This is a genomic window from Dyella nitratireducens (assembly GCF_014642835.1).
GTDB lineage: Bacteria > Pseudomonadota > Gammaproteobacteria > Xanthomonadales > Rhodanobacteraceae > Dyella_B > Dyella_B nitratireducens.
Map to the genome: position 1 here is coordinate 2161202 of NZ_BMJA01000001.1, position 22998 is coordinate 2184199.

The 22998-nt window shown below is 61.2% G+C and carries 22 protein-coding genes and 1 other RNA gene; 14 read left to right on the forward strand and 9 right to left on the reverse strand.

What is annotated here, in order from left to right:
* Position 1: 1 nt before the first annotated feature.
* Genes xerC through lptM form a run of 4 tightly spaced genes read right to left on the reverse strand, consistent with a single transcriptional unit; the run spans position 2 to position 2719 of the window.
* A complete protein-coding gene (gene xerC / locus IEX75_RS09950) occupies positions 2 to 889 on the reverse strand; it encodes a tyrosine recombinase XerC (RefSeq protein ID WP_188794046.1) in 888 nt (295 codons plus the stop codon).
* Between the two features lie 8 nt (positions 890 to 897).
* Entirely contained in the window at positions 898 to 1584 is a 687-nt protein-coding gene (locus IEX75_RS09955) for a DUF484 family protein (protein ID WP_188794047.1), read from the reverse strand.
* A gap of 60 nt (positions 1585 to 1644) precedes the next feature.
* Complete coding sequence (dapF, locus tag IEX75_RS09960; RefSeq protein ID WP_188794048.1) at positions 1645 to 2481, reverse strand: diaminopimelate epimerase; 837 nt, start codon at positions 2479 to 2481, stop codon at positions 1645 to 1647.
* 16 nt (positions 2482 to 2497) lie between these two features.
* Positions 2498 to 2719 carry an LPS translocon maturation chaperone LptM gene (gene lptM / locus IEX75_RS09965; protein ID WP_188794049.1) on the reverse strand — a complete coding sequence of 74 codons (222 nt, stop codon included), beginning with the start codon at positions 2717 to 2719 and terminating at the stop codon, positions 2498 to 2500.
* A gap of 109 nt (positions 2720 to 2828) precedes the next feature.
* Here lptM and IEX75_RS09970 point away from each other — a divergent pair, with 109 nt between their 5' ends.
* The 3 genes from IEX75_RS09970 (at position 2829) to IEX75_RS09980 (ending at position 4064) form a co-directional block, all read left to right on the forward strand.
* The gene (locus tag IEX75_RS09970; protein WP_188794050.1) at positions 2829 to 3518 is read left to right on the forward strand and encodes a hypothetical protein; all 690 of its coding nucleotides are present in this window, start codon (positions 2829 to 2831) and stop codon (positions 3516 to 3518) included.
* A 61-nt stretch (positions 3519 to 3579) separates the two neighbouring features.
* A non-coding RNA gene (locus IEX75_RS09975) (sX9 sRNA) lies at positions 3580 to 3656 on the forward strand.
* Between the two features lie 132 nt (positions 3657 to 3788).
* On the forward strand, positions 3789 to 4064 hold the full coding sequence (locus tag IEX75_RS09980) for a hypothetical protein (RefSeq protein ID WP_188794051.1): 276 nt from the start codon (positions 3789 to 3791) through the stop codon (positions 4062 to 4064).
* A gap of 41 nt (positions 4065 to 4105) precedes the next feature.
* Here the strand turns inward: IEX75_RS09980 and IEX75_RS09985 are convergent, their stop codons facing one another.
* Positions 4106 to 4582 (reverse strand): GNAT family N-acetyltransferase, encoded by a 477-nt coding sequence (locus IEX75_RS09985; RefSeq protein WP_188794052.1) that lies wholly within the window; start codon positions 4580 to 4582, stop codon positions 4106 to 4108.
* Between the two features lie 298 nt (positions 4583 to 4880).
* Between IEX75_RS09985 and IEX75_RS09990 the strand changes: the two genes are divergently transcribed.
* A complete protein-coding gene (locus tag IEX75_RS09990) occupies positions 4881 to 6365 on the forward strand; it encodes a RimK family protein (RefSeq protein WP_188794053.1) in 1485 nt (494 codons plus the stop codon).
* Positions 6366 to 6518: 153 nt separating this feature from the next.
* Here the strand turns inward: IEX75_RS09990 and IEX75_RS09995 are convergent, their stop codons facing one another.
* The gene (locus tag IEX75_RS09995) at positions 6519 to 6776 is read right to left on the reverse strand and encodes a hypothetical protein (RefSeq protein ID WP_188794054.1); all 258 of its coding nucleotides are present in this window, start codon (positions 6774 to 6776) and stop codon (positions 6519 to 6521) included.
* Positions 6777 to 7133: 357 nt separating this feature from the next.
* On the opposite strand from IEX75_RS09995, the gene IEX75_RS10000 reads away from it, so the two are divergent.
* The 3 genes from IEX75_RS10000 (at position 7134) to IEX75_RS10010 (ending at position 10850) form a co-directional block, all read left to right on the forward strand.
* Positions 7134 to 9596, forward strand: coding sequence for a TonB-dependent receptor plug domain-containing protein (locus tag IEX75_RS10000; RefSeq protein ID WP_188794055.1), 2463 nt, complete (start codon positions 7134 to 7136; stop codon positions 9594 to 9596).
* Between the two features lie 148 nt (positions 9597 to 9744).
* Positions 9745 to 10581, forward strand: a complete 837-nt coding sequence (gene aroE, locus IEX75_RS10005; RefSeq protein ID WP_188794056.1) for a shikimate dehydrogenase — start codon at positions 9745 to 9747, stop codon at positions 10579 to 10581.
* An 8-nt stretch (positions 10582 to 10589) separates the two neighbouring features.
* Positions 10590 to 10850 carry a YkgJ family cysteine cluster protein gene (locus tag IEX75_RS10010; protein WP_188794057.1) on the forward strand — a complete coding sequence of 87 codons (261 nt, stop codon included), beginning with the start codon at positions 10590 to 10592 and terminating at the stop codon, positions 10848 to 10850.
* Here IEX75_RS10010 and IEX75_RS10015 read toward each other — a convergent pair.
* Positions 10847 to 11206, reverse strand: coding sequence for a MerR family DNA-binding transcriptional regulator (locus tag IEX75_RS10015; RefSeq protein WP_188794058.1), 360 nt, complete (start codon positions 11204 to 11206; stop codon positions 10847 to 10849). The genes IEX75_RS10010 and IEX75_RS10015 overlap by 4 nt on opposite strands.
* A 183-nt stretch (positions 11207 to 11389) precedes the next feature.
* On the opposite strand from IEX75_RS10015, the gene IEX75_RS10020 reads away from it, so the two are divergent.
* From IEX75_RS10020 to IEX75_RS10035, 4 genes are all read left to right on the forward strand, one after another.
* Complete coding sequence (locus IEX75_RS10020) at positions 11390 to 12454, forward strand: zinc-dependent alcohol dehydrogenase (protein ID WP_229720727.1); 1065 nt, start codon at positions 11390 to 11392, stop codon at positions 12452 to 12454.
* Positions 12455 to 12662: 208 nt separating this feature from the next.
* On the forward strand, positions 12663 to 14435 hold the full coding sequence (locus IEX75_RS10025) for a peptide-N4-asparagine amidase (RefSeq protein ID WP_188794060.1): 1773 nt from the start codon (positions 12663 to 12665) through the stop codon (positions 14433 to 14435).
* Between the two features lie 105 nt (positions 14436 to 14540).
* Positions 14541 to 14837, forward strand: coding sequence for a hypothetical protein (locus IEX75_RS10030; protein WP_188794061.1), 297 nt, complete (start codon positions 14541 to 14543; stop codon positions 14835 to 14837).
* Between the two features lie 144 nt (positions 14838 to 14981).
* Complete coding sequence (locus tag IEX75_RS10035) at positions 14982 to 15494, forward strand: hypothetical protein (protein WP_188794062.1); 513 nt, start codon at positions 14982 to 14984, stop codon at positions 15492 to 15494.
* Positions 15495 to 15565: 71 nt separating this feature from the next.
* Here IEX75_RS10035 and IEX75_RS10040 read toward each other — a convergent pair whose 3' ends face one another.
* Positions 15566 to 16102: a gamma carbonic anhydrase family protein gene (locus IEX75_RS10040; protein WP_188794063.1), complete on the reverse strand. Its 537-nt coding sequence runs from the start codon at positions 16100 to 16102 to the stop codon at positions 15566 to 15568.
* A 9-nt stretch (positions 16103 to 16111) separates the two neighbouring features.
* Positions 16112 to 17923, reverse strand: coding sequence for a patatin-like phospholipase family protein (locus tag IEX75_RS10045; protein ID WP_229720728.1), 1812 nt, complete (start codon positions 17921 to 17923; stop codon positions 16112 to 16114).
* A 58-nt stretch (positions 17924 to 17981) separates the two neighbouring features.
* On the opposite strand from IEX75_RS10045, the gene IEX75_RS10050 reads away from it, so the two are divergent.
* From IEX75_RS10050 to IEX75_RS10060, 3 genes are all read left to right on the forward strand, one after another.
* On the forward strand, positions 17982 to 20039 hold the full coding sequence (locus IEX75_RS10050) for a M3 family metallopeptidase (protein WP_188794064.1): 2058 nt from the start codon (positions 17982 to 17984) through the stop codon (positions 20037 to 20039).
* A 170-nt stretch (positions 20040 to 20209) separates the two neighbouring features.
* On the forward strand, positions 20210 to 21088 hold the full coding sequence (locus tag IEX75_RS10055; protein WP_188794065.1) for a 2OG-Fe(II) oxygenase: 879 nt from the start codon (positions 20210 to 20212) through the stop codon (positions 21086 to 21088).
* Between the two features lie 354 nt (positions 21089 to 21442).
* Positions 21443 to 22984 carry a carbohydrate-binding protein gene (locus IEX75_RS10060; protein ID WP_229720729.1) on the forward strand — a complete coding sequence of 514 codons (1542 nt, stop codon included), beginning with the start codon at positions 21443 to 21445 and terminating at the stop codon, positions 22982 to 22984.
* Positions 22985 to 22998 lie beyond the last annotated feature (14 nt).

Sequence of the window (22998 nt, forward strand, 5' to 3'; positions counted from 1 at the left end):
GTCATTTCCTGCGTGCCCGCGGATGCGCCGCGTCGTACACCTTTGCCAAGTGCTGGAAATCCAGATGCGTGTAGATCTGCGTCGTCGCAATGTCCGCATGGCCAAGCAATTCCTGCACGGCGCGCAAATCACCCGAGGATTCCAGCATGTGGCTGGCGAAGGTATGCCGCAGCAGATGCGGATGCACGTGCTTGGCAAAGCCTTGTCGCAAGGCGAGTGTTTTCATGCGTGCCTGCACGGTGCGTGGACTGATCGGCGCGCCGTTGCGGCCGCGAAATACCGGTGATTCCGGTGCGCGGCCTTCCGCTTCACCCAGTGCACGCAACGCGGCGATCGCATGCCGGCCCACAGGCACGATGCGCGTCTTGCTGCCCTTGCCGAGCACGCGCACTTCACCGGCGTCGAGATCCAGATCCAGCCAGCGCAAACCTGTGAGTTCGGAAAGACGCAGGCCGGAGGAATAGAACAATTCCAGCATGGCGCGATCGCGCACACTCAGTGCATCGCCGTTGCCATCACCTTCCACCAGTGCGGTGGCTTCATCGACGTCCAACACCTGCGGCAATTTGCGGTGCACCTTTGGCCCGCGTACACCGGCTACCGGATCGTGCGCCAACATGCCTTCACGCGTGAGTTGGCGAAACAGACTACGGCACGACGAGAGCAGGCGCTGCAAACTTTTGGGCGACAAGCCCGCGCGATGTTCCGCGGCCACGAAGCCGCGCATGTGATGCGGCTTCAACTGCTCGAATGCAGTGATCTGCAGCTTCTGCATGTAGCGCAGCAGCTTGTCCAGATCACGGCGATAACCTTCGATCGTATGGGGTGATGCTTTGCGTTCGCTGCCCAACCGTGCGAGCCATGCCTCGACCTGTGGCTGGGCGTCCATCGATGGTCTCAAGCGCCGTCCTGGATCCGCGCCAGCGCGGCGGTCACGGTCGCGGCAATCATCTTGAGGAACACGGTGCCCATGCCTGGCTGGAAGTGATCGGGATCCTTGCTGCCCAGTGCCAGCAATCCCAGCTCACCCAGTGGCATCAGCGCGGCCGACTTGATGTGCGGCGCATAGGTGCCGAACAGCCGGTGCAGGCGATCGGCGGACAGGCGTCCGGATATCGGCTCGTGATGGCCCAGGAAATCCGCGAATTCCGGCATGGCGGCACGGCCGCCCGGTTCGAGCATCAGCCAGTCCGCAGGGGGGAGCTGGAACTCGCCGAACAACACCAGGCGCGTATGGTCGGTACCGAAATCTTCCGAGAGCCTGGCGACCACGCTGCGTGCCGCCACTTCTGGCGTATTGGCGCGCAACACGGCCACGTTGAGGTCATGCACGCGCTGCATCAGGCGCTCATTCTCGGCGGCGATGACTGTGAGTTCGGCGAACTTGCGTTCCAGCTCGCTGTTCTTGTCGCGCAAAGCCTGCAACTGGTAGCTCGCAAGCGACGCCACGGCGCCTTGCTCGCGCGGCAGGGTCAGCAGCGTGGCCAGTTCGGGGTAATCGCTGAGGAAGCCGGGATGTCGCCGAAGGTATGCGGCGACGTCGCTGGCTTTGATGGTGTCATCGAGCAGGGCGTTGGTGGTCATGCATGGAGCCTCTCTAAACCCTGGGTTGCAGTGTGCGATGGACAGGCTCTCGCATCAACATCAATCACCCAGCCACTCACCTTCATAGACGAAAGTTGCGGGCCCGGTCATCCACAGCCGTTCGCCGGGGCCGGCCCAATCAATCTGCAGCGTGCCACCGGGAAGATCCACCTGGACCTGTGCATCCACGTCGCCGCGGTGCCGCAGCACCGCCATCGCTGCGCAGGCGCCCGTGCCACAGGCCAGCGTCCATCCCGAACCGCGCTCATGCACGCGCAGGCGTAGGTGTCGGGGACTCAGCTTCTGCACAAAACCGGTGTTGACGCCTTCCGGAAAACGCACGTGGCGGGTCACCGCGGGGCCGAGGCGTTCCAGCATCGGCGCTTGCAGATCATCCACCACCACCACGGCGTGCGGGTTGCCCATGGATACCGAACCGATCTCCAGCAACTGGCCGTCGACATCCAACGGATAGCGTTCGCCGGCACTCGCGGCATGGAACGGAATCCGCGCCGGCTCAAAGATCGGCTCGCCCATATCCACGGTGACACGCTGCGCATCGACCACGCGTACCGCGACCGGACCGGAAGGACTTTCGATCTGCACGGTTTCGCGCATCGCCAGCAACCCGGCGCGCTGCAGCCACGCCGCCACGCAACGTACGCCGTTGCCGCACTGGCCTGACGGTGAACCATCGGCATTCCAGATGCCGTAATAGAAAGCACTCACACCATCGCGAGCCGGCTCCACGCTCAGCAACTGGTCGAAGCCGATACCGGTGTGTCGATCGGCCATCGCGCGGATGATGGCAGGATTGAGCGCGAGCACGCCGTCGCGGCTATCGATTACGGCAAAGTCATTGCCGGCGCCGTGCATCTTGGAAAAACGCAAGCTCATGCTATCGATCGCGCTGTCAGCTTCCGCTCAGCGGCTTGGTTTCGACGCTGCTGGCGCTGGCCGGTGCAGGTGCCGTGCCCGCATGCGCGGGTGCCGGAGCGGGTGCAGCTGCCGCTGCCGCTGCCGGATGAAGGGGCGGCGGCGTGGGCTTGGCGTAGTACAGCGGGCCCTTGTTGCCGCAGCCGGCGATCGCAACGAAGGCGAGGCAGGTCGGCAGCAGCAGAATCGATCGGCGCATGAATGGGCATCCCTCGGAAAACGCCTGCAGTATAGCCAAGCCTTGACGCCGCCACCGTTATGATGTGCGCGCTGCAACGGACATGCAGATGATTTTTTGGAGTGTCCCGATGAATTGGAACGAACTGCTGCGCTTGCCCACGACCCTGCTTGTCATCCTGACGGGCGTGGTCCTGTTGCTCGCCCTGGCGCAGCTGCTGGCAGCGCGCCAGCACGTGCGCAACCGTCGCCACTTGGCCGCCACCGGGCACTCGCTGCTGTTGGTGGTATGCCTGCTGGCGGCGGCATTGCTGGGCGGCATGGCCATGTCGCTGCGCGGTTACCGCTTCTTGAGCGAAGAAGAGCCGGTCGTGCAGATCGACTCCCGCATCCTTTCACCGCAACGCTGGGCGCTCACCCTGACCTGGCCCGATGGCGATACACGCAACATGATGTTGGCCGGTGATGACTTCCAGGTCGACGCCATCGTGCTGAAGTGGAAACTTCCGGCCATGCTTGCCGGCCTGCCGCCGCTGTATCGGCTCGATCGTATTTCCGGGCGCTATGACGACGCCAGCCAGGAAACCACCGCGCCACGCACGGTGATTGATTTCAGCCGGGCCGGAGCAGGCGATCTACTCGACCTGAAGAAGCAGATGCCGAGCTGGTTCCCGGAAGTGGACACGCTATTCGGCAGTGGTGCCTTCCTGCCGTTGGTCGACGGCGGACACTACAGCGTGAGCTTGATGCGCACGGGTGCACTGGTGGCGCGCCCCGACGACGCCACGGCGCAGCGCATCGGCCAACCCCTCGGCGGTTGAGAGCCACTAACAAAACTACTGCGCGACCATGGGGCGGGCGCAGTCGGTGCTCGGAATCCTCATGTACGTCCAAGTACACTCCGGTTCCTGCGCGCCGCCCGCACCCACCCCATGGCCGCTCGCTACGTTTTGTTAGCGGCTCTGTGCTGAGCCTGTGGCTTGTGATCGCAAGCACACGTCGCAAGAATTCACACATGGCCGCTGTCATGAAGCGCTGCTAGATTCTGCCCACCATCAACCTGCTCTGCAGACATAAAAAGGGGAGAAAGCATGAAACGCATTGCACTCATCAGCATGATTGCCGGTCTTGCCGTGTTCGCCACCGCCGCCGCCCAACAGCCGGTGCGTGACGTCAGTGCCCGGCGCCATCCGAACCTGGCCGCCGCGCAGCGCCTCGTTGATCAGGCCTACAAGCGTGTCGTCGATGCTCAGCAGGCCAATGAATTCGATCTGGGCGGTCACGCTGCCCGGGCCAAGGAATTGCTCGACCAGGCCAATAACGAACTCAAGCAGGCTGCTGAAAAATCCAACGAAGATCACCGCTAAGCATTGCAGTGAGGAAAAGGCCTCCCGGCGGGAGGCCTTTTTCATGCCAGCGCTTTCTCGTAGACAAAAGCGTCCGAGCCGTCCTGGTAGAAGCCTCTCTTCACCGGACCCACGCGGTCGTAACCCAGGCGCTCGTAGAGCCGGATCGCGCTGTCGTTATCAGTGCGCACTTCCAGCCGCAGCGATTGGCAGCGCCGTTGCCGTGCTGCCGCTTCGGCCGCCTCGATCAGCGCCGTGCCCACGCCCTTGCCGCGGGCCTCCGGCAGGCTGGCGATCGAATACAGCCGCGCCACGCGGCTGCCTTTGCGGAAAAACACCATCGCAGTGCCCAGGAAGCGGCGGTGGTTGGCGCTGGCGATCAGCACCCGTGCCGAATCGCTGTCGAGGTGACGGCGAAACTGCGCACGGCTGATCCGGTCGCTATCGAACGTGGCCTGCTCCAACGAGACCAGGTCATCGAGATCGGAAAGTTCGGCACGGCGCACCCGCACGGCGGCGGTCGCAGGCGATGGTGTCATCGGTGGTACTCGCGAAACTCGGTGGCAGGGTGGGTCAGGGAAGCGCGGCACTCTAGTGCACTATGGCCCGGAAATCATCTGCCCGGATGGGTGACGGACGACCTACATAGGCGCCGTTCGCACGTCTTGCGCGAAGCCGTACACCGGCGGTTTCGCGACGCGGGCCTGCATGGCGTTTAATCCCGCTTCACCGCCCACCCTTGTGCGCCAAGCCAAGCTGCAAGACACTGCCGCCTTGCGCTGCGCCGCCTCGTTTCCCCACGCGACGACGTTCCACCTGCTGTCTCCTTGAGGTGTCATGACCCGACTCGTCATCGTCGTCGAGAAAGCTTCCGACTGGGGCTCCTACTATCCATCCGTCGACGTCGTCACCGCCATGGACTACCTGCGCGAGCCGGTAGGCGGTGACGAAGAGCGCACGCATGTGATCAACCTGTGCCGCAGCTACAAGTACCTGGGCACGGGCTACTACGTTTCATTGCTGGCCGAAGCACGTGGACACCGCGTGATGCCGTCCGTGCGCACGGTGAACGATCTGCGGCGCCGCTCGCTGTATGGCTTGGCCATCGACGATCTCAACGCCAAGCTCACGCACTTCCTGCCGGCGGGCGGGCGTGACACCACCGACTTCGGCATCCTCGTGTACTTCGGCGAGACCGCCTATCCCGCCTTGCAGGACTTGGCGCGGCAGGTCTTTGAAACGTATCCCTGTCCATTGCTGCGCATCGAGTTCGAGCGCGAGCGCGTGTGGCAGATCTCATCCGTGAAACCGGTGGGGCTGCATACGCTGGATGATGCCCAGGAAGATGCCTTCGCCACCGAACTCGACCGCTTCTCCAAGAAGCTTTGGCGCAAGCCTCGCGCAAGGCGCCTGTACCGCTACGACCTGGCCATGCTGGTCGATCCGAACGAAGCGATGCCGCCGTCGAACAAGAAGGCGCTGAAATCGTTCATCGCAGCCGGCAAGGAACTGGGCATCGAAGTCGACCCGATCGGCAAGAACGACTATCAGCGCCTGGCTGAATACGATGGCCTGTTCATTCGCGAAACCACCGCCAGCGACAACCACACGTACAGCTTCGCTCACCGTGCCGAACGTGAAGGCATGGTGGTGATGGATGATCCCAGCTCGATCCTGCGCTGCACGAACAAGATCTTCCTCAACGACCTGATGGTGTCGCGCAAGCTCGCCGTGCCGCGCACCGAGATTCTCTATCGTGACGACACCAAGGGTTTGCATGACGTTGCTGCAAAACTCGGCTTTCCATTGGTGCTGAAAATTCCGGATGGCTCGTTCTCGCGCGGTGTGGTCAAGGTGGAAAGCGAGGAGCATCTGGAAAAAGCGGCCGGCGAACTGTTCCAGCACAGCGCGCTCCTGCTGGCGCAGGAATTCGTCTACACCGATTTCGACTGGCGCGTTGGCGTGCTCAATCGCGAGCCGCTGTATGCATGCAAGTACTACATGTCGCGCGGCCACTGGCAAATCTATAACCACGGTGCGAAAGGCACCGACAAATCGGGTGGCTTCGAGACCATTCCCGTCCGCGATGCGCCCGCCGACGTTGTAAAGCTGGCACTCAAGGCGACCAGCGCCGTCGGCGATGGCCTCTACGGCGTGGACTTGAAGCAGGTGGGCGACAAGGTCGTGGTGATCGAAGTGAACGACAACCCGTCCATTGATGCCGGCGTAGAAGATAAATACCTGGGCGAAGATCTCTATCGACGCATCATGCAGGAGTTCCTGCGCCGCATGGAGCGCAAGCGCATGGGCATCCTTACCTAGGTAGGGCTATTCCGGTCACCCTTCCCTGGGTGAACCGGAATCGCTCGCGCATTCCTTCGCGCCGACCGCCAAGCCGCGACCACTCCCTTCCAGCCGGCGATCATCCTTAGGATGCAGCGCTCCGCGCCGCAACGGCTCCACTGCCAAGCGGATTCAGTTCCAGATCAATGGCGACGCAGGGCGACGACGCGGTTTGCGCACGCTCAACAAGTGCTGCGGCAGACGGGGTTCCAACGTCAGCGCTACCGCGAGCGGCGCCATAAACAGCCAGAAAAACGGTGTCCACCCGAGCAAAACGGTATAGGCGGGAACGAGTGTCGTTGCGAGCAGCAAGCTGCCGCCGAACAACCACAGCAAGGCTGCGGCAAGAAGACGCGGATGACGGTTCGGATCGATCGGCTTGCTGCGCATGACGGACTCCAAGGCTGCACGATGGAGAGAGCTTGCTCGGTGTCTGTCTCATAAGTTGCGATGCACAGATGAACATGTTCAACAACCATGCACGCGTACTTTGTCAACGCAATGTGTATGCATAACGTGCGTGCACGCGCGAACTTTGCACATAGCTGACAAAACCCATGCAACTTGCGTCATCAACTGTGCGCTCGATCGCAAAGCGCGACATACACGCGCCGTTGTCTTGACCGACACATGACTTTCGACCTAGCTTGAAATCGACTGCACTTGGGGAGTGCACGTCAGCGTGTCCGGGAGGCACGCCATTCAATTCTTTTCACTTCCATCTCTAATGGCGGGGAGGGGTAACTCATGCCTATTGGTTTGTATTCGTCGTCGTTTCGACGGCATGCGCTGTGGCTATCGGTGACATCCGCGTTGCTTTGTGCACCTTTAGCCCATGCTCAAGACACCAGCAGCAGCAGCACGCAAGACAACACCACCACCAAGCAACTGCAACAAGTCGTCGTCACAGGCACGCGCAGTACAACCCGTACGGTGGATGACTCGCTGGCACCGATCGATGTATTGACACCCAAAGACCTGGCATCGACCGGCGCCGGAGATTTGGCTACCGCACTCAACCGTCTTCTTCCCTCGCTCGACTTTCCGCATCCGGCCATCAACGATGGCAACGATGCATTGCGCCCGGCTACGTTGCGCGGGCTCTCGCCAGATGACGTGCTGGTGCTGGTGAACGGCAAGCGCTACCACACATCCTCGCTGGTCAACTACAACGAAAGCGTAGGCCGCGGTTCGGCACCGGTCGATCTCAATTCGATTCCGATGGCAGCCATCGACCATATCGAAGTGCTGCGCGACGGCGCTTCGGCGCAATACGGTTCCGACGCCATCGCCGGCGTGATCAACATCATCCTCAAAGGTGCGCCTGGCGCAGGCAAGAACAGTATCGATGTCTACGGTGGCGTGATGGATGTTGGCGACGGCGCCAACAACGGCGTGGAAGGTTCGGTGGCAATTCCTCTTGGTGGCGAGCAGGGCAAGGCGCCAGGTTGGATGAGGTTTTCCTGGAATTACCAAAGCGTGATGAATACCAATCGCGCCGAAAACACCGATCCCACCTTCAATTATCCACCGCGTGATTTCGTCAACACGCCCTACCCGCCGCCGACACCGTATCAACGCTATGGCGAACCGGCGGAGAAGGTTTACCAGGGCGTTCTCAACATGGAATACAACCTTGGTGACGGCGTCCAGCTTTACGGCAACTTGATCATGGGCAAGCGCGACGTGACGTCCAACGGCTACTGGCGCATGTGGAACAATCCCGATCGCAACGTGATCGCGGTCTATCCCGATGGCTTCTTGCCGCACATCGTCAATCCCACGCGGGATTACCAGGGTACGCTGGGATTGAAAGGCCAGGCATGGGGTTGGAACTGGGATTTGTCAGGCACCTATGGCGAGAACGACCTGACGTTCGACATCACCAACTCCATCAACACCAATCTCTACTACTCCACCGGTTCCTCGCCGACATCCTTCTTTTCGGGCCGATACGCTACCAAACTCGGCGTGCTGAACTTCGATGCTTCGCGCGAATTCAGTCCGAGCTTCCTCAAAAATGGCATGACGGTGGCTTGGGGCGTGGAATACAAGAAAGACGAATACGACGTGGGAGCGGGCGACCCAGCATCGTATTACTTCAATCCCAACACGCTTGACCCCAGCGGCAATGTGTATCCCGGTGGTTCACAGGTATGGCCTGGCATCACGCCGGATCTTGCCGGCAATTTCAGTCGCCACAACTACGCGGCTTATGTCGATCTGGAAAGCGACATCACCGACAAGTTCTCGGCCGGCGCCGCCGCGCGCTACGAAAATTACTCCGGCGGTGTCGGCTCGGTGGTGTCGGGCAAGCTATCCGGGCGCTATCAAGTCACCGACACGTTTGCCTTGCGTGCCACGGCATCCAACGGCTTTCGCGCACCGTCGATGGCACAAGTCAACTACAGTTCCACGGTCACCCTGGTGTCGAACGGGCAGCTCGTACAAGTAGGCACGTTGCGCCCTAACAACCCGCTGGCCATTGCCTACGGCGCCAAGCCACTCACACCGGAGAAATCGTCGAACTATTCGATCGGTGCCGTGTTCACGCCGATGGACCCACTCAATGCCACACTGGATATCTACCAGATCCGCATCTGGCATCAGATCCTCTACAGCGACCCGCTGACCAACACGAACCCGAACTTCCCGCAAATCGCGCAACTACAGTTCTTCGTCAACGGTGGCGACACGCGCACGCGCGGCGCGGATCTGGTGGTGAACTACAACCAGGAACTGGGTGATTGGGGGCGCCTCAATAATGGCATCAGCGCGAACTACAACCAGGTGCACATCGAATCGATCACCAACCCCGCTCTGTTGGGTCCGTATAACCAGGGCCTGTTGACCAAGGGCACGCCGCGCACCAAGTACGTGTTGTACAGCGATTGGCAGAAGAGCGGTTGGGACGTGCATGCGGACTTTACTCGTTACGGCTCGGTCACCGATGTTTCCGATCCGGCCATCGGCCTGGTCGGCCAAAAGTTCGCGCCGCGCTGGTTGTTGAATCTGTCGGTCAATTACAGCCTGGAGCACTGGATCTTCGCCGCGGGCGTCGACAACGTCACCAATCAATATCCCACCAAGGTGGCCTTGACGAACAATGGCGGCTACGAGGATCGCGCCAATGGCTTGCAGTACTCGGCACTTTCGCCATTTGGCTTCGATGGGCGCTATTGGTACGGCAAGGTGACCTATCGCTGGTGACCAACGCCAGAACGTTCTCGTTGTCATCTACATAAGGAAGCAAGCGTGACGCCCTCCCCTGCTCGCAGGGGAGGGTTGGGTTGGGGGTGAGCGGGAAAACAGGCAGCGCCAAAGCGCATACAATGGCCGCCCACGCAGGAGCACCCGCATGTCCCAATCCTTGCACTTCGCCGTCTTTGGCCATCCAATCGCGCACAGCCTGTCGCCGCAAATCCACCAGGCGTTCGCCCGGCAATTTGGCATTGCACTGGACTATCGCGCCATCGATGCCGCACCGGATGATTTCGCTGACGCGGTAAAAGGCTTCTTCAGCGATGGTGACAGCTGCGGCGCCAATGTCACCCTGCCGCATAAATCCGCCGCCTTCGCGCTGGCCGACGAGCACACGCAAGCTGCCACACGTGCTGGCACCGCCAACGTGCTTACGCGTTTGGCAAATGGACGTCTATCCGCCCATAACACCGACGGCGGTGCGCTGGTACGCGACCTTACCTATCGGCATGATCTTGATCTGCGTGGCCATGACACATTGCTGCTCGGCGCAGGCGGTGCAGCGCGTGCAGTAGCCTGGGCGCTGTTCGAAGCAGGCGTGCAGACGCTGACCATCGTCAACCGCTCGCCTGAGGCTGCCGATGCCCTCGCCGATATGATCGGCGAGCCGGCGCGCGTGCATACGCGCTATTGGGAAGATCTCGCGGGCATCGGCAGCTTCGATTTGATCGTCAATGCCACCTCGGCAGGCACCCTGGGTCAGTCACTCAGCCTGCCGTTCTCACTGGTCGGCTCACGCGCCACGTGCTACGACTTGGGCTACGGCAAATCCGCCTTTGGCTTCCTGGCCTGGGCGCGCGCTGCCGGCGCCCGCTACGCGTATGACGGTCTTGGCATGTTGGTAGAACAAGCAGCCGATGCCTTCGAGCTGTGGCACGGCAAGCGTCCCGATACGGAACCGGTGTACCAGGCGCTGCGCACGCAAGGTTCGTGAACATGGGCATGTCGTGCCGAGCCGGCTGCGGCGCGTGTTGCATTGCGCCGTCCATCAGCTCGCCTATTCCCGGCATGCCGCATGGCAAGCCCGCCGGGGTCAGATGCATCCAGCTCACCAATGACAACCGTTGCGCGATCTTCGGCGATCCCCATCGTCCTGCCGTTTGCAGCGGCCTGAAGCCGGAGCTGGCGATGTGCGGGGCAGATCGCCAGCGTGCGCTGGCCTATCTCCATGCGTTAGAAGCGGCCACGCGTCAGGCGGACTAGCCGGCCATGGCTGCGGCGCGATTTGCGAGCAGCCATTTGCTGAGGCGGGCCTTCGCCGAGCGCAATTTGTCCATCTGCTCGTCGAGCGCGCGCATTTGTGCTTCCAGGACCGCGCGCAGTTCCTGGCAGCCAGGTTGTGGTGCGATGAGGTACGGAATGGCACGGCGGATGATTTGCAACGGCAGGCCCACGGATTGGCCCAATCGGATGAAGCGGATTTCCTCCAGCACCTGTTCCGGATAGTCACGATAGCCATTGATCAAGCGTACCGGTGGCGTTATCAGTCCCTCGCGTTCGTAATAGCGCAGCGTGTCGCGCGTGACACCCGCACGTTTAATCAGCACTCCCGTTCTCATGCCCGCTCCTCATCTTGGCCATTGCCGCTTCAATGCTCTTGACCTGGGGCTTGAGTCCCGACTTTAGACTGCTCCCAGTGCCACAACAGATACGGGTATATGAGGGAATTAGCGTTTATCAAGACCCGGCGAGTGGCGTGGCGTTCGGTAGCGTCACCGATTTTGGGCGGCCCTGGAGAGGCCTTGGTACGACCGGTGATTGCTGCTCGCTGCGATGGCGACAATTTGCCGATCTTCAATCATGTGACCACTGCGCTGCGAGCGGGTGTCGCGTTGCATTATTTCGATCCGCTGATACCGGAGCTGCTAGGGCCGTATCCCTATGGCAAGCCATTTGCGATCGGACACGAATGCATGGCCGAAGTGATCGAGTGCGGCGAGGACGTCAAGCACATTCATAAAGGCCAGCTGGTCATCGTGCCCTGGTCGATATCGTGCGGCAGCTGTCCGACCTGTCATCGCGGGCACACCTCCCATTGCACGCAGGCGGGCAGTACGTTGCTTTCCGGCTATGGTTTTGGCGCATCGATGGGCCCATGGGGCGGAACCGTCTGCGATCTGCTGCGCGTGCCGTTCGCCGATGCCATGCTGGTACCGGTACCTGCCGATATCGAGCCGCTCAAACTCGCCAGCGCCAGCGACAACATGCCTGATGCTTGGCGCAGCGTCGGTCCTGCACTTGCCCAACGACCGGGTGCACCGGTGCTGGTGGTGGGTGGTGGAGCGCGCAGCATCGGGCTTTATGCCGCGGGCATGGCGGTTGCGCTTGGCGCGTCGCGTGTGGACTACGTCGATTACGATCCTGAGCGACTGCGCATCGCTGAAGCGCTTGGTGCCAGCGTTATGGAGAGCAAGCGTGGCGCCGCGTGGTTCGATCGTCACGCGCCACGCGTGCATGGCCGTTATCTCGTTTCCGTGGATGCCAGTTCCACCACAGCCGGGCTGCGCTATGCGCTGCGTTCGTTGGCGCCGGGCGGAAACTGTACGGCGACGGGCTTTTATTTCGGCAAGCAGACCGGGCTGCCCTTGATGCAAATGTATGCCAACAGCGTGACGTTGCACGTGGGCATATCGCACCCACGGCGCGACCTGCCAGACGTCATCGAACTGGTACGGCAAGGCCTGTTCGATCCACTTAAGGTCGCGACACTGGTCGCCGATTGGGATGATGCGCCGGACGCCTTCACCACCCGGACGACGAAGGTGATCGTCGCACGCGAACCTTATGCGCGTTCTGGCGGCAACTGAGCGTCAGGGCGGGCGACAATTGCATGACTTCGCCACCCATAAGTCCACCTGCGAAACGTGATTCGCATCCGTCCCCGGCAGGCATCGGGCGCTGTCTCCAAAGGCCCTGTGTGACGCCTCTGACAGCCGTCAAATTTGGCACTTCCAAAACAAATGGCATGCTAATTTCGGCAGACGGGGGGCATCATCTTGTGGGGAGAGCTGCACCATGTTGCCGAAGGGGTGTTTCAGTCGTTGCCTGGCCATAGCCGGGCTTTCGTTGGTGTTGGGTGGCGTCGCACAGGCGGCGCCGGGTGGAAGCAGTCCTGTCGGCTCGGGCAACGTCACCGTTGCCGATCCCACCGTGCCGCGTCCGCCGGGACAGCCATGCGTGGTGCAGCTTTTCAGCAATGACACGTTCAATGACTACAGCCCGCGGCCTTTCAATTACACGCCGCCTGCCGGTTGCGGCACGCACTGGTCGAAGGTGGTGCTGGAGGGTGATTTCTCGATCGATGCCGGCGTGCAGTTCGACCGCACCGCCACCATCTTCCTGAGCGGTGTGAATCTCTATTTCGGCACCACGCAGGAGCCCACGTCCGCCGAGGGGCGCAGTTGGCACGTCGAGCGTGATCTCACCGATTACACCGCACTGTTCCGCAATGCCGGCGAAGGCCAGGTGTTCATCGGCAACATCGTCAACAGCCAATACACCAGCTCGCTGCATGGCAGCGCGCGCTTGTTGTTCTATCCGGCGTCCGTGGTGGCGCCCGCGCCGCGCGTGCCGGATGCGGTGTATCCGCTAGGCAGTGATCCGATCGGCAGCACCGTGACCTTGAACGACTCCAGCAGTCAGATGGCGGCCACGCTGACTTTGCCGGCCAACGTCGAACGTGCGTATCTGGACGTGTTCACCCAGAGCCAGAGCAACGATGAATTCTGGTACACCTGCGTGCCGAATCAGTACGCGGCGGAAACGCAAGAGTGCGGCGGCGGCAATTTCCGCGAAGCCGAAGTGAGCATCGATGGCCAGGCGGCTGGCGTAGCCCCGGTATATCCGTGGATCTATACCGGCGGCATCGATCTGTTCATCTGGAAGCCGACACCTGGCGTGCAGACGCTGAACTTCATGCCGTATCGCGTGGACCTCACGCCGTTCGCCGGCATCCTCAGCAACGGCTCGTCGCATACGGTGGCAGTAAGCGTGCAAGGGGCGAACAGCTACTTCTCCGCCACCGCGAGCCTGCTGGTGTACCAGGATCAGGGCGCAAAACAGGTCAGCGGCGCAGTGGTGCGCAATACGCTGGCGAATCAGCCGCCCACGCCGACCATCGGTAGTACGTTGCAGCAGGATTCGTCCGGCAACGTCACCGGCGCCGTCACCACCGATCTCAGCCGCCACTTCGTGATCGAAGGCTACGTCAATACATCGCACGGCCGCGTCACCACCACGGTGGATCAGACGGTGAGCTTTGCCGATACGCAAACCTTCGACATCACCGCGACCGACTTCCACCAGATCAGTGACCAGCTCACCAAGGTGGACGGCGTCAGCCGCAGCAGGATCGGCAATTTCTTGAGCGGCGAGTATGAGTCGCGCTTCCGCTATCCGCTGCATGTGGACTCCAACGAGACCATCGAATCGGATGGCAGCTTCTCGATCCTCACTTCGATCAAGCAGGGTTACGACCAGCACGCCGGTCTGAGCCTCGGTGGCTTCCCGCTGTACTCGTCCGACGTGCATAACCAAGTGGCGGGTTCCGACACGCTGTTGGTCAACAGCAGCTTCCAGATCACCGGTCACAGCGGCCAACAGGCCACGCAAAACTTTGCGTTCAGCGATTCACTGGGCGGCTGCTACACCGGCAGCGTCAGCTCGGCGAATAACCTGGTGACGGCTTACAGCACGGGCAAGGGTTGTCCGGGCGGACAGAGTCGGGTGTTGTGGTTCGCGCATCCGGATGGCTCACCTTATCTGGGCGACAGCGTGCTGCCCTGGTAAGGGCAAGAGTGAACGCAGCGCCCCCTCCGATGGTCTGAGGGGGCGCCGGCATGCTAGGTTTGCCGGCATCTGACTTGAGCCTGTCGCTCACTGGAGCCCTTACCGATGCGTATCCGTCTGCTTGCCCTTTCCGTTCTCGGCGTGGCCGTTGCCCTCGCTGGCTGCCATCGAGGCACGCGTCCGGACGGCACACCGGTGGACAAGCATGGCGTTGCTGATCTGGCTTCGTTCCAGAACTTCATCAACACGCATCCGACGCAGGAAGAGTTCAAGAAGATGTACCCGGGCGTGCAATTGATGCTGCCGGGCACCATCAGCACGATGGAAATCCGCTACGACAACTCGCGTTTCTTCCCCAGCCTGGACAAGGACGGGCACATCATCGGCGGCGACTTCCACTGAGAATCGCTCGCATACTGTACTCGAGCTGTCATATTCGACAGCTTGAGTCATGTTGCTGACACGTTGTCGCGTTAACTTGATCCCAACAGGGTGCCGTCCTTTTTGTTAGGCGGCGGTTTCTCCAGGATTAAAGCGCAGGTCGGCATGTCTTCATCCATTTCCATCGCTGCGAACCGGCGCGGTTTGCTATGGGCCGTGCTTGGCGCGGTGGTGCTGCTATTGGTCGGCAGCGGGCTCTGGTATGCGCACACACGGATGAACGGCAAGGCAGACGAAGGCCATACGGCCAACGACGGCAGCGAAGTGGGCGTGATGCTGGATCTGGCCGACAAGGCGTACCAGGAAAAACGCCTAGTCGCGCCGGTCGGCAGCAATGTCTACGAGTTCTACTACAGTGTGCTGCAGCTCGATCCGAACAACGCGACGGCGCAGCGGCGGATGCGCGATGCGTTCAAGCCTGCCTGTGACGTGGTGGAAAACACCATCAACAGCGGCGACCTGGATGAGGCGCAGCGCGAGCTTTCCCTGCTGCGCCAGTACGATCAGCACAACTACAAGCTTGCCCTGCTCGGCAGCGTGCTCGATGCGCAGCGTGTAATCGAGCGGCGCAAGCACGAAGCGGAAGCCGCGCGTATCCAGGCGCAGCAAGGACAGTAGGTTGGGGTGCAAACCCCAACATTCTCATACACACATGCATCGCGATGTTGGGGTTTGCACCCCAACCTACGTCAACCGCCGGCGAGATACGCGTCCTTCAAACGCACGTAGTGATCCGCTGAATAATGCAGCTGCTCGATCTGCTTGTCGGTCAGCATGCGCACGCACTTCGCGGGATTCCCCAGCCACAGCTCGCCCTCGCCCACCACCTTGCCCGGTGGCACCACGCTACCGGCGCCGACGAAGCCGTGCTTCTTGATCACCGCGCCATCCAGCACGATGGCGTGCATGCCGATCAGGCAGTAATCCTCGATGGTACAGGCATGGATCACCGCGGCATGGCCAATGGTGACGCCTTCACCGATGACGGTGGGAAAGCCGCCCGGCGAATACGGACCGTCGTGCGTGACGTGCACGATGGTGCCGTCCTGGATATTGCTGCGCGCTCCAACGCGGATGTGATTCACATCACCGCGCAATACCGCGCCGGGCCAGATGGAAACATCATCACCCAGCACAACATCGCCGATGACCGTGGCGGCCGGGTCGACGTAGGTGCGGGCGCCGAGAGTAGGCAGGATGCCTTTGAAGGGACGTAAGGAATTCATTCGCGCATTTTAGCCTTCGAGCGAAAGCTGTGCCGTATCGCTTGCGGGTGACGGATTGCGCTCCTGCTCTTCCAGCACGCGCAGCGTTTCCTGATAGCCGGAATCGATCGCCAGCTGCCAATCGCGCCAGTCGAGCATGCCCACGTGCTCCAGCGGCGGTGTGATCAACAAGTCCGCCTGGTCGCGGCAGCGCTCGCTGGTCTCCTCGCTGTTCACCATCGCCGCGCGTGTCAGCGTGGATACCAGCCGTGGCCAACCGACACCGCGTCGCTGGCGCAGCCACAGCCGCCACCACGGTGGCGTGGCGAACTCTTCGGTCTTGGCGCGTAGTTCGATGTCCGCGCGAATGCTTACCGCCGTGATGTGCGCGATACCGTCCTCTGCCATCACATCGGTGGGCAGGTTGTCGACCAGCGCGCCATCCACGTATACCTGCCCGTGATGCAGCACTGGCGGCAGAATGCCAGGAATCGAACTGCTCGCGCGCAGCCACAGCCACAGCGGCCCATGGCGATGCACCACCTTGCCCTGGCCGGAGAGATTGGTGGAGACGCAGAAAAACGGACGTTCCAGATCCTCGATGTCGATCGCGCCGAACGCGCGCCGCAGCATGATCGCCGCACGGCGTCCGCGCGTGAGCGCCACCAGCGGAACGGTCCAATCCGACAGCGGCTTGCCGCGCACGAAAGCCTCGTAATACACGCGCGTCATCTCCTCGATGCTCCACATGTTGGCGAGGCCCGCGCCGATGATGGCGCCGATGCTGGTGCCGCCGACGGCATCGAAATCATGGCCGGTTTCGCGCAAGGCGCGCAGGGCACCCAGATGCGCGAGACCGCGTGCACCGCCACCGGCCAGCACCAATCCGCGCGCATGACCGCTGATGAGGCGGGCGATGCGCGGAATATCGCCTTCGCCGCAGATGTGGTGATGATGAATGTCACCACTGAATTGCCCGCGCCAGCGCCGTGCCGAACCCTGCAGCACGCGATGCGCGGGATGGATCAGTAACAGATGACGCGGCCGATGCCGCACGCGTGCCGGATGCCCCGGCGCAGCTTCCGGCCAAGGCTTGGCCGGCTGGGCCGCCAGCGCGGGCAGTAACAGCACGTCTGCCTGGCGCAGGCAGCGCAGGCGCCAGGAAGGATCGCCCGTGCTGTCCAGATAGATCACGAAGCGCACTTGCGCTTCGCGCTCGGCGAACCAGTCGCTGCCGCGGTTGGCGCCGTGTTCGGCATCGATCACCACGCAGTTGCCGAATTTTTCCAAGGCCTGCGCAAGCTGCATGGCCAAGCCGCGCACCGGCACCGTTTCGTCGACCGGCAAAATCGCGAAGGTGCGCGGTTTGTCCGGCGGTTCCACATGGCGTTCACGGCGGATCAGCCGATCCACCGCCTGCCGCGCCATGCCCATCATGGCGCGTGGATGGTGTTCGATCAGTTGTTCGAAATGCTGGTGATCCAGGCGCAGCAGCTCGCAATCCCGCAACGCACGCACGTTGTAGCGCAGCGCCTCGCCGCCCAGCAGGCTGATTTCACCGACACAGTCGTCCGCCGCCACTTGCCGAATCAGATCGGTGGACCCATCGAACACGCCCAGGCTGCCGCTGCGCAACAAATACAGTGCATCGGCCACTTCGCCGGCCCGGTACAGGTACTGGCCGCCAGGCAAGCAAATCCAGTGCAGGTAGCCGGCCAATGCCGCCCGTTGTGCATCCGTCAGATGCGAAAACAGCGGGATTCGACCAATGAGGGCAGGGATGTCGGCGGGTAGCATGCGCGCGATGGTACGACGGCCGCGATGACATCGTATGCGGTTCATCCGGCTTGATTTCAGCCCGTCCCGCCAGCACCCTTCGAGGCCTGTAAGGAGCGAAACCATGAGTCAAGACAATCCCCTGCTGGCCGACAGCACACTCCCCGCGTTCTCCCAGATCCAGCCCGAGCACGTGCTGCCCGCGGTCGAAACCTTGCTGGCCGACAGCCGCGCCGGCATTGCTGCGCTGACGGCGCCTGGTGCACTGCACGACTTCAAATCCGTGATGCTGCCGCAGGAGCGTTTCGACCAGCGCATTGCACATGCTTGGTCACCCGTTTCCCATCTGCACTCGGTAGCCGACAGCGAAGCCCTGCGCAAGGTCTACGGCCCGGCCGAAGAAATGCTCACCGACTACTCGATCGAAGTCGGGCAGAACCGTGATCTCTATGCTGCCGTGCAAGCGGTGGCCGATGCTCCGGACTTTGCGAAACTCTCCCGTGCACAACGCGCCTTGGTCGACCATGCGCTGCGTGATTTCAAACTCTCCGGCGTGGCGCTCGAAGAACCGGCACGCTCGCGCTTCCGCGATATCGGCGTGGAACTGTCCAAGCTCTCCACCGAATTCTCCAACGCCGTGCTCGACGCCACCGATGCATGGCAGGAACACATCACCGACGAGCGAGATCTGGCTGGTATTCCCGAATCGGGTCGCGCCGTGCTGCGCCAGTACGCCAAGGAAAAAGGCCTGGAAGGCTATCTGGTCACGCTCAAGCAACCGAGCGTGCAAGCGGTGATGACCTACGCCGACAATCGCGGCCTGCGCGAACGTGTGTACTGGGCTTATCAGACGCGCGCTTCCGATCAAGGACCGCACGCAGGCAAGTACGACAACAGCGCACGCATCGACAAGATCATGGCCCTGCGCCATGAAGCGGCTCAATTGCTCGGCTTTGCCAATGCGGCGGAGGAATCGCTTGCCACCAAGATGGCTGGCGCACCGGATGAAGTACTGGCTTTCCTGCGCGACCTGGCTTCGCGCGCCAAGCCGGTAGCGCAGAAAGAACTCGCCACGCTGCGCGACTTCGCCGCCGAGGACCTCAAGATCGACAACCTCGAATCCTGGGACGTCGCCTACGCGGCAGAAAAACTGCGGCAGAAGCAGTACGCCCTGGATGAGGAACAGCTCAAGCCGTACTTCCCCTTGCCGGCGGTGATCGACGGCTTGTTCGGCCTGGTGCAAAAGCTTTATGGCATCACGCTGAAACCGCGTGACGGCATCGACGTGTGGCATCCCGATGTGCGGTATTACGACGTCGTGGATGCCGACGGACATATCTTTGCAGGCGCCTACATTGATCTTTACGCACGCAGCGGCAAACGTGGCGGTGCGTGGATGGATGTATGCCGTGCACGCTTCGACGACGGCACGCATCTGGAATTGCCGGTGGCGTTCCTTACCTGCAACTTCGCACCGCCAACGGAGGGCCGCCCTGCGCTGCTCACTCATGATGATGTGCTGACGCTGTTCCATGAATTCGGCCACGGTTTCCATCATCTATTGACGGAAGTGCCGCTGCCTTCCGTCGGCGGCATCGACGGCGTGGAGTGGGATGCGGTGGAACTGCCCAGCCAGTTCATGGAGAACTTCGGCTGGAACCGCGAAGCGCTGGATATGTTCGCCAAACACTGGGAAACCGGTGAGCGCCTGCCGGATGAACTGTTCGAGCGCATGCTGGCAGCACGGCACTTTCATGCCGGCTTGTTCCTGGTGCGGCAGCTTGAATTCGCCCTGTTCGATTTCCTGCTGCATCTGCAATACGACGCGGCCAAGGGTGCACGCACGCTCGAAGTGCTGGAGCAGGCACGCCACGAGGTTGCCGTGTTGCACCCTCCGGCCTGGCAACGCTTCCCGCACGCCTTTACCCACATCTTTGCAGGAGGCTACGCGGCGGGTTACTACAGCTACCTGTGGGCGGAACTGCTGAGCGCGGACGCGTTCGGGGCCTTTGAGGAACACGCGCGCGACGGGCAAAGCGTGATCGACCCGGCCACCGGGGAACGCTTCCGCCGTGAAATCCTGGCCGTGGGTGCAAGCCGGCCTGCGATCGAGAGCTTTATCGCGTTCCGGGGCCGCAAGCCGGAACCGGAGGCGTTGCTGCGCAGTCACGGCCTTGCCTGAGCCGCTTATGCCCCTCTCTCATCGGGAGAGGGGCATGATCCGCAAGTTCCATGGTTCCTCTCGCACTGATCGGGCCAACAGGTTCACAATGCCTCGACCCCGCCCTATACCACCATCGGCGGCGCAAACTGGTATCGAATCGATAGCGCTCTGGACTTGAGGACTCTGCGATGAACGCGATCACACACTTGGCGCCCGAATGGCACAACTGGATTCAGGAAAATCTCTCGCGCGGCTGTGCCCCGCAATCGCTGATCGACGACATGGTGCGTAACCATTTCGATCCGGTGTTCGCGCGCGCCGCGGTCAACGGCATCATGAGTGGCCCCTTTGTCGCCACCGCCAAGCCGCCACCGCAAACCCAGTCTTCGAACGGCTACGTCTATGAAAGGCCGCGACTTTACGCCGGTAATTTGATCCGCACTTCTGATCGCGATGTACGTGTGGTCACGCGTGTGAATCGTCCGATGATCGCTGTGCTCGACGGCGTGTTGAGCGAAGAGGAGTGCGACGAACTTATCCGCCGCTCGGCCGACAAGATGCGCCGCTCCACCACGGTCGACCCATTGACCGGCAAGCATGAAGTCATCGCCGATCGCAGCAGCGAAGGCACTTTCTTCACTCTCAACGCCGATCCATTCATCGCACGACTCGACCGCCGCATTTCCGAAGTGATGAACTGGCCGGTCGAAAACGGCGAGGGCCTGCAGATCCTGCACTACGGCGTCGGCGGCGAGTACAAACCGCACTTCGATTACTTTCCACCGGAAGACCCCGGCAGCCAGGTGCAGATGACCATCGGCGGCCAGCGCGTCTCCACCATGGTGATGTATTTGAACGAAGTGGAAGAAGGCGGTACCACCATCTTTCCCGATATCGGCCTGGAAGTGGTGCCGAAAAAGGGTTCGGCCGTCTATTTCGAATACACCAACAGCCAGAACCAGCTCGATCGCCTGACACTACACGGTGGCTCGCCGGTGACGCGCGGCGAAAAATGGATCGTGACGAAGTGGATGCGGCAACGGCGTTATGGCGAGGCCGCAGCGTAATCGCAAAAACGCGCCATCTGATTTCAGGGTTTGACTAGCTATTTGCTTCGGCGTCTTTATGGAGACGCCGTCTTTTGCCTGCTGCCCAAAGCATGGCATAGGGCGACCTTCGTCACGTTCTGGTACAGGTGGATTGCCGTGCCCGTAGACAACGTTGTCATTCCAGGCCGATACTGCCGCCGCACCTTTCTCGGGCACCACACCCGACATGCTGTGAGGGGCAGGGCTGCGTTTTTTGCCCGGCGGATGATCCATGCGGCTGCGTGGAACGCAGTCGTCATGCCGCCAACGCGATTCACTTGTTGCAAATCCCTTCCATGTTTTTGGAGACGGCTCATGCACGTGAAAAAGTCAGTGACGCGATCTACTTTGACATCAGGCACGTTGAGCACCGCCGTGGGTGCAGCTTTATCGGCAAGCTTGCTCACGATGGCACCCACGCAAGTTGCGCATGCCCAGTCCGCTTGCGCACCTGCATGGAGTGCAACGGCGATTTACACGGCTGGCAACGTCGCCAGCGAGAGCGGCATCAATTACCAGGCAAATTGGTGGACGCAGGGCAACGATCCGGCGACCAACAATGGTGGCGCAGGTAGCGGTCAACCATGGACGTCGCAAGGTGCATGCAGTGCCTCGCCCACGCCAACTCCCACCCCTACACCCACGCCAACTCCTACCCCCACACCAACACCAACACCAACACCAACACCAACACCAACACCAACACCAACACCATCTCCGTCATCGGTCACTACGTCAGGTAACGTCGATTTCCATTTGTTGCTTGGTATAGGCAGTTCGCAAGACCAGATCGCGTTGGCGGGCGATAACTACACCGACCTGATCATGTCCAACATCATCGCTGGCGTGATGTATGGGCATCTGGTGCAGGAGTACTACCCAGGTATCCAGTTCGACAAGGACTATTTATACGGCTCGATCATGGGTCAGCTGCTGCAGGAAAACATTGCCACCGAGTATTACGTGGATACCGGTAGCCTGATCGATCCGTCACCCGATCAGCAAGCAGTGATGGGCGTAGGCCAAGGTGGTCCGTACCAGATCAACAACTATGCCGCCGATATGGTGTCCGGGTCGTATACCCCGTCAGGTCATGCGCTGATCAACTACGTCACGATCCAGAAGAACATCGGCTACACCATGGCTACGGCGCCCACGCAATACAGCAAACCAACACCGGCGTCGTTCAACAACAAGTACTACGGGCCGATGTTGACGGCGTATTTCCATTACAACGACTTCGTCGCACTGAACGTGACCGGCAAAGGACCTGGGGGTTGGCAAACACCGTGGGAGCCGGCGTACGACAACGCGCTGGCGAACTTCAAAACCTTGCCGGACAATTTCCTGGATGTGTTGCTGAACGTGGCTTACAACCAGGGCTACTACGGTGGACTGGTGCAAAGCTATAGCAGCCTGGGTGCAACAGCGACCTCGGCCACCGTAACGCAGGTGAACGCCTATGGTTCGGTGTGGGGCGTGAACGATACCTACAAGCAATATCCCTATCAGGTTCGCTACTACCTGGATCAGCTCTACGACAATCCGATTCCGACCACCAGTTTGTCGACCGTCGTTACCCCCAGCAATCACGTCGCGTTCAATATCGCAGCGTTGGAAAACGTGTTCTCCAACGTGTTCCAGACGCTGGATTACGTCAACAGCTCAGGTACCGGCACCTACATCACGGCAACGCAGGCCTCGACGGCCTTCAATACGGCGCTCACTCAAACAGGCGTTTCGAGCACCGGTACGCTGGATCTGAGCAGCGCATCGGATCGTGCGCAAATCTTCAACTTGCTGGAGCATGCGATCAGCAATCTGGAGACCAACGTAGGCACGCAATTCAACGCCACTACCAACGATCAATTGTAGGTCTTGCATAGCAT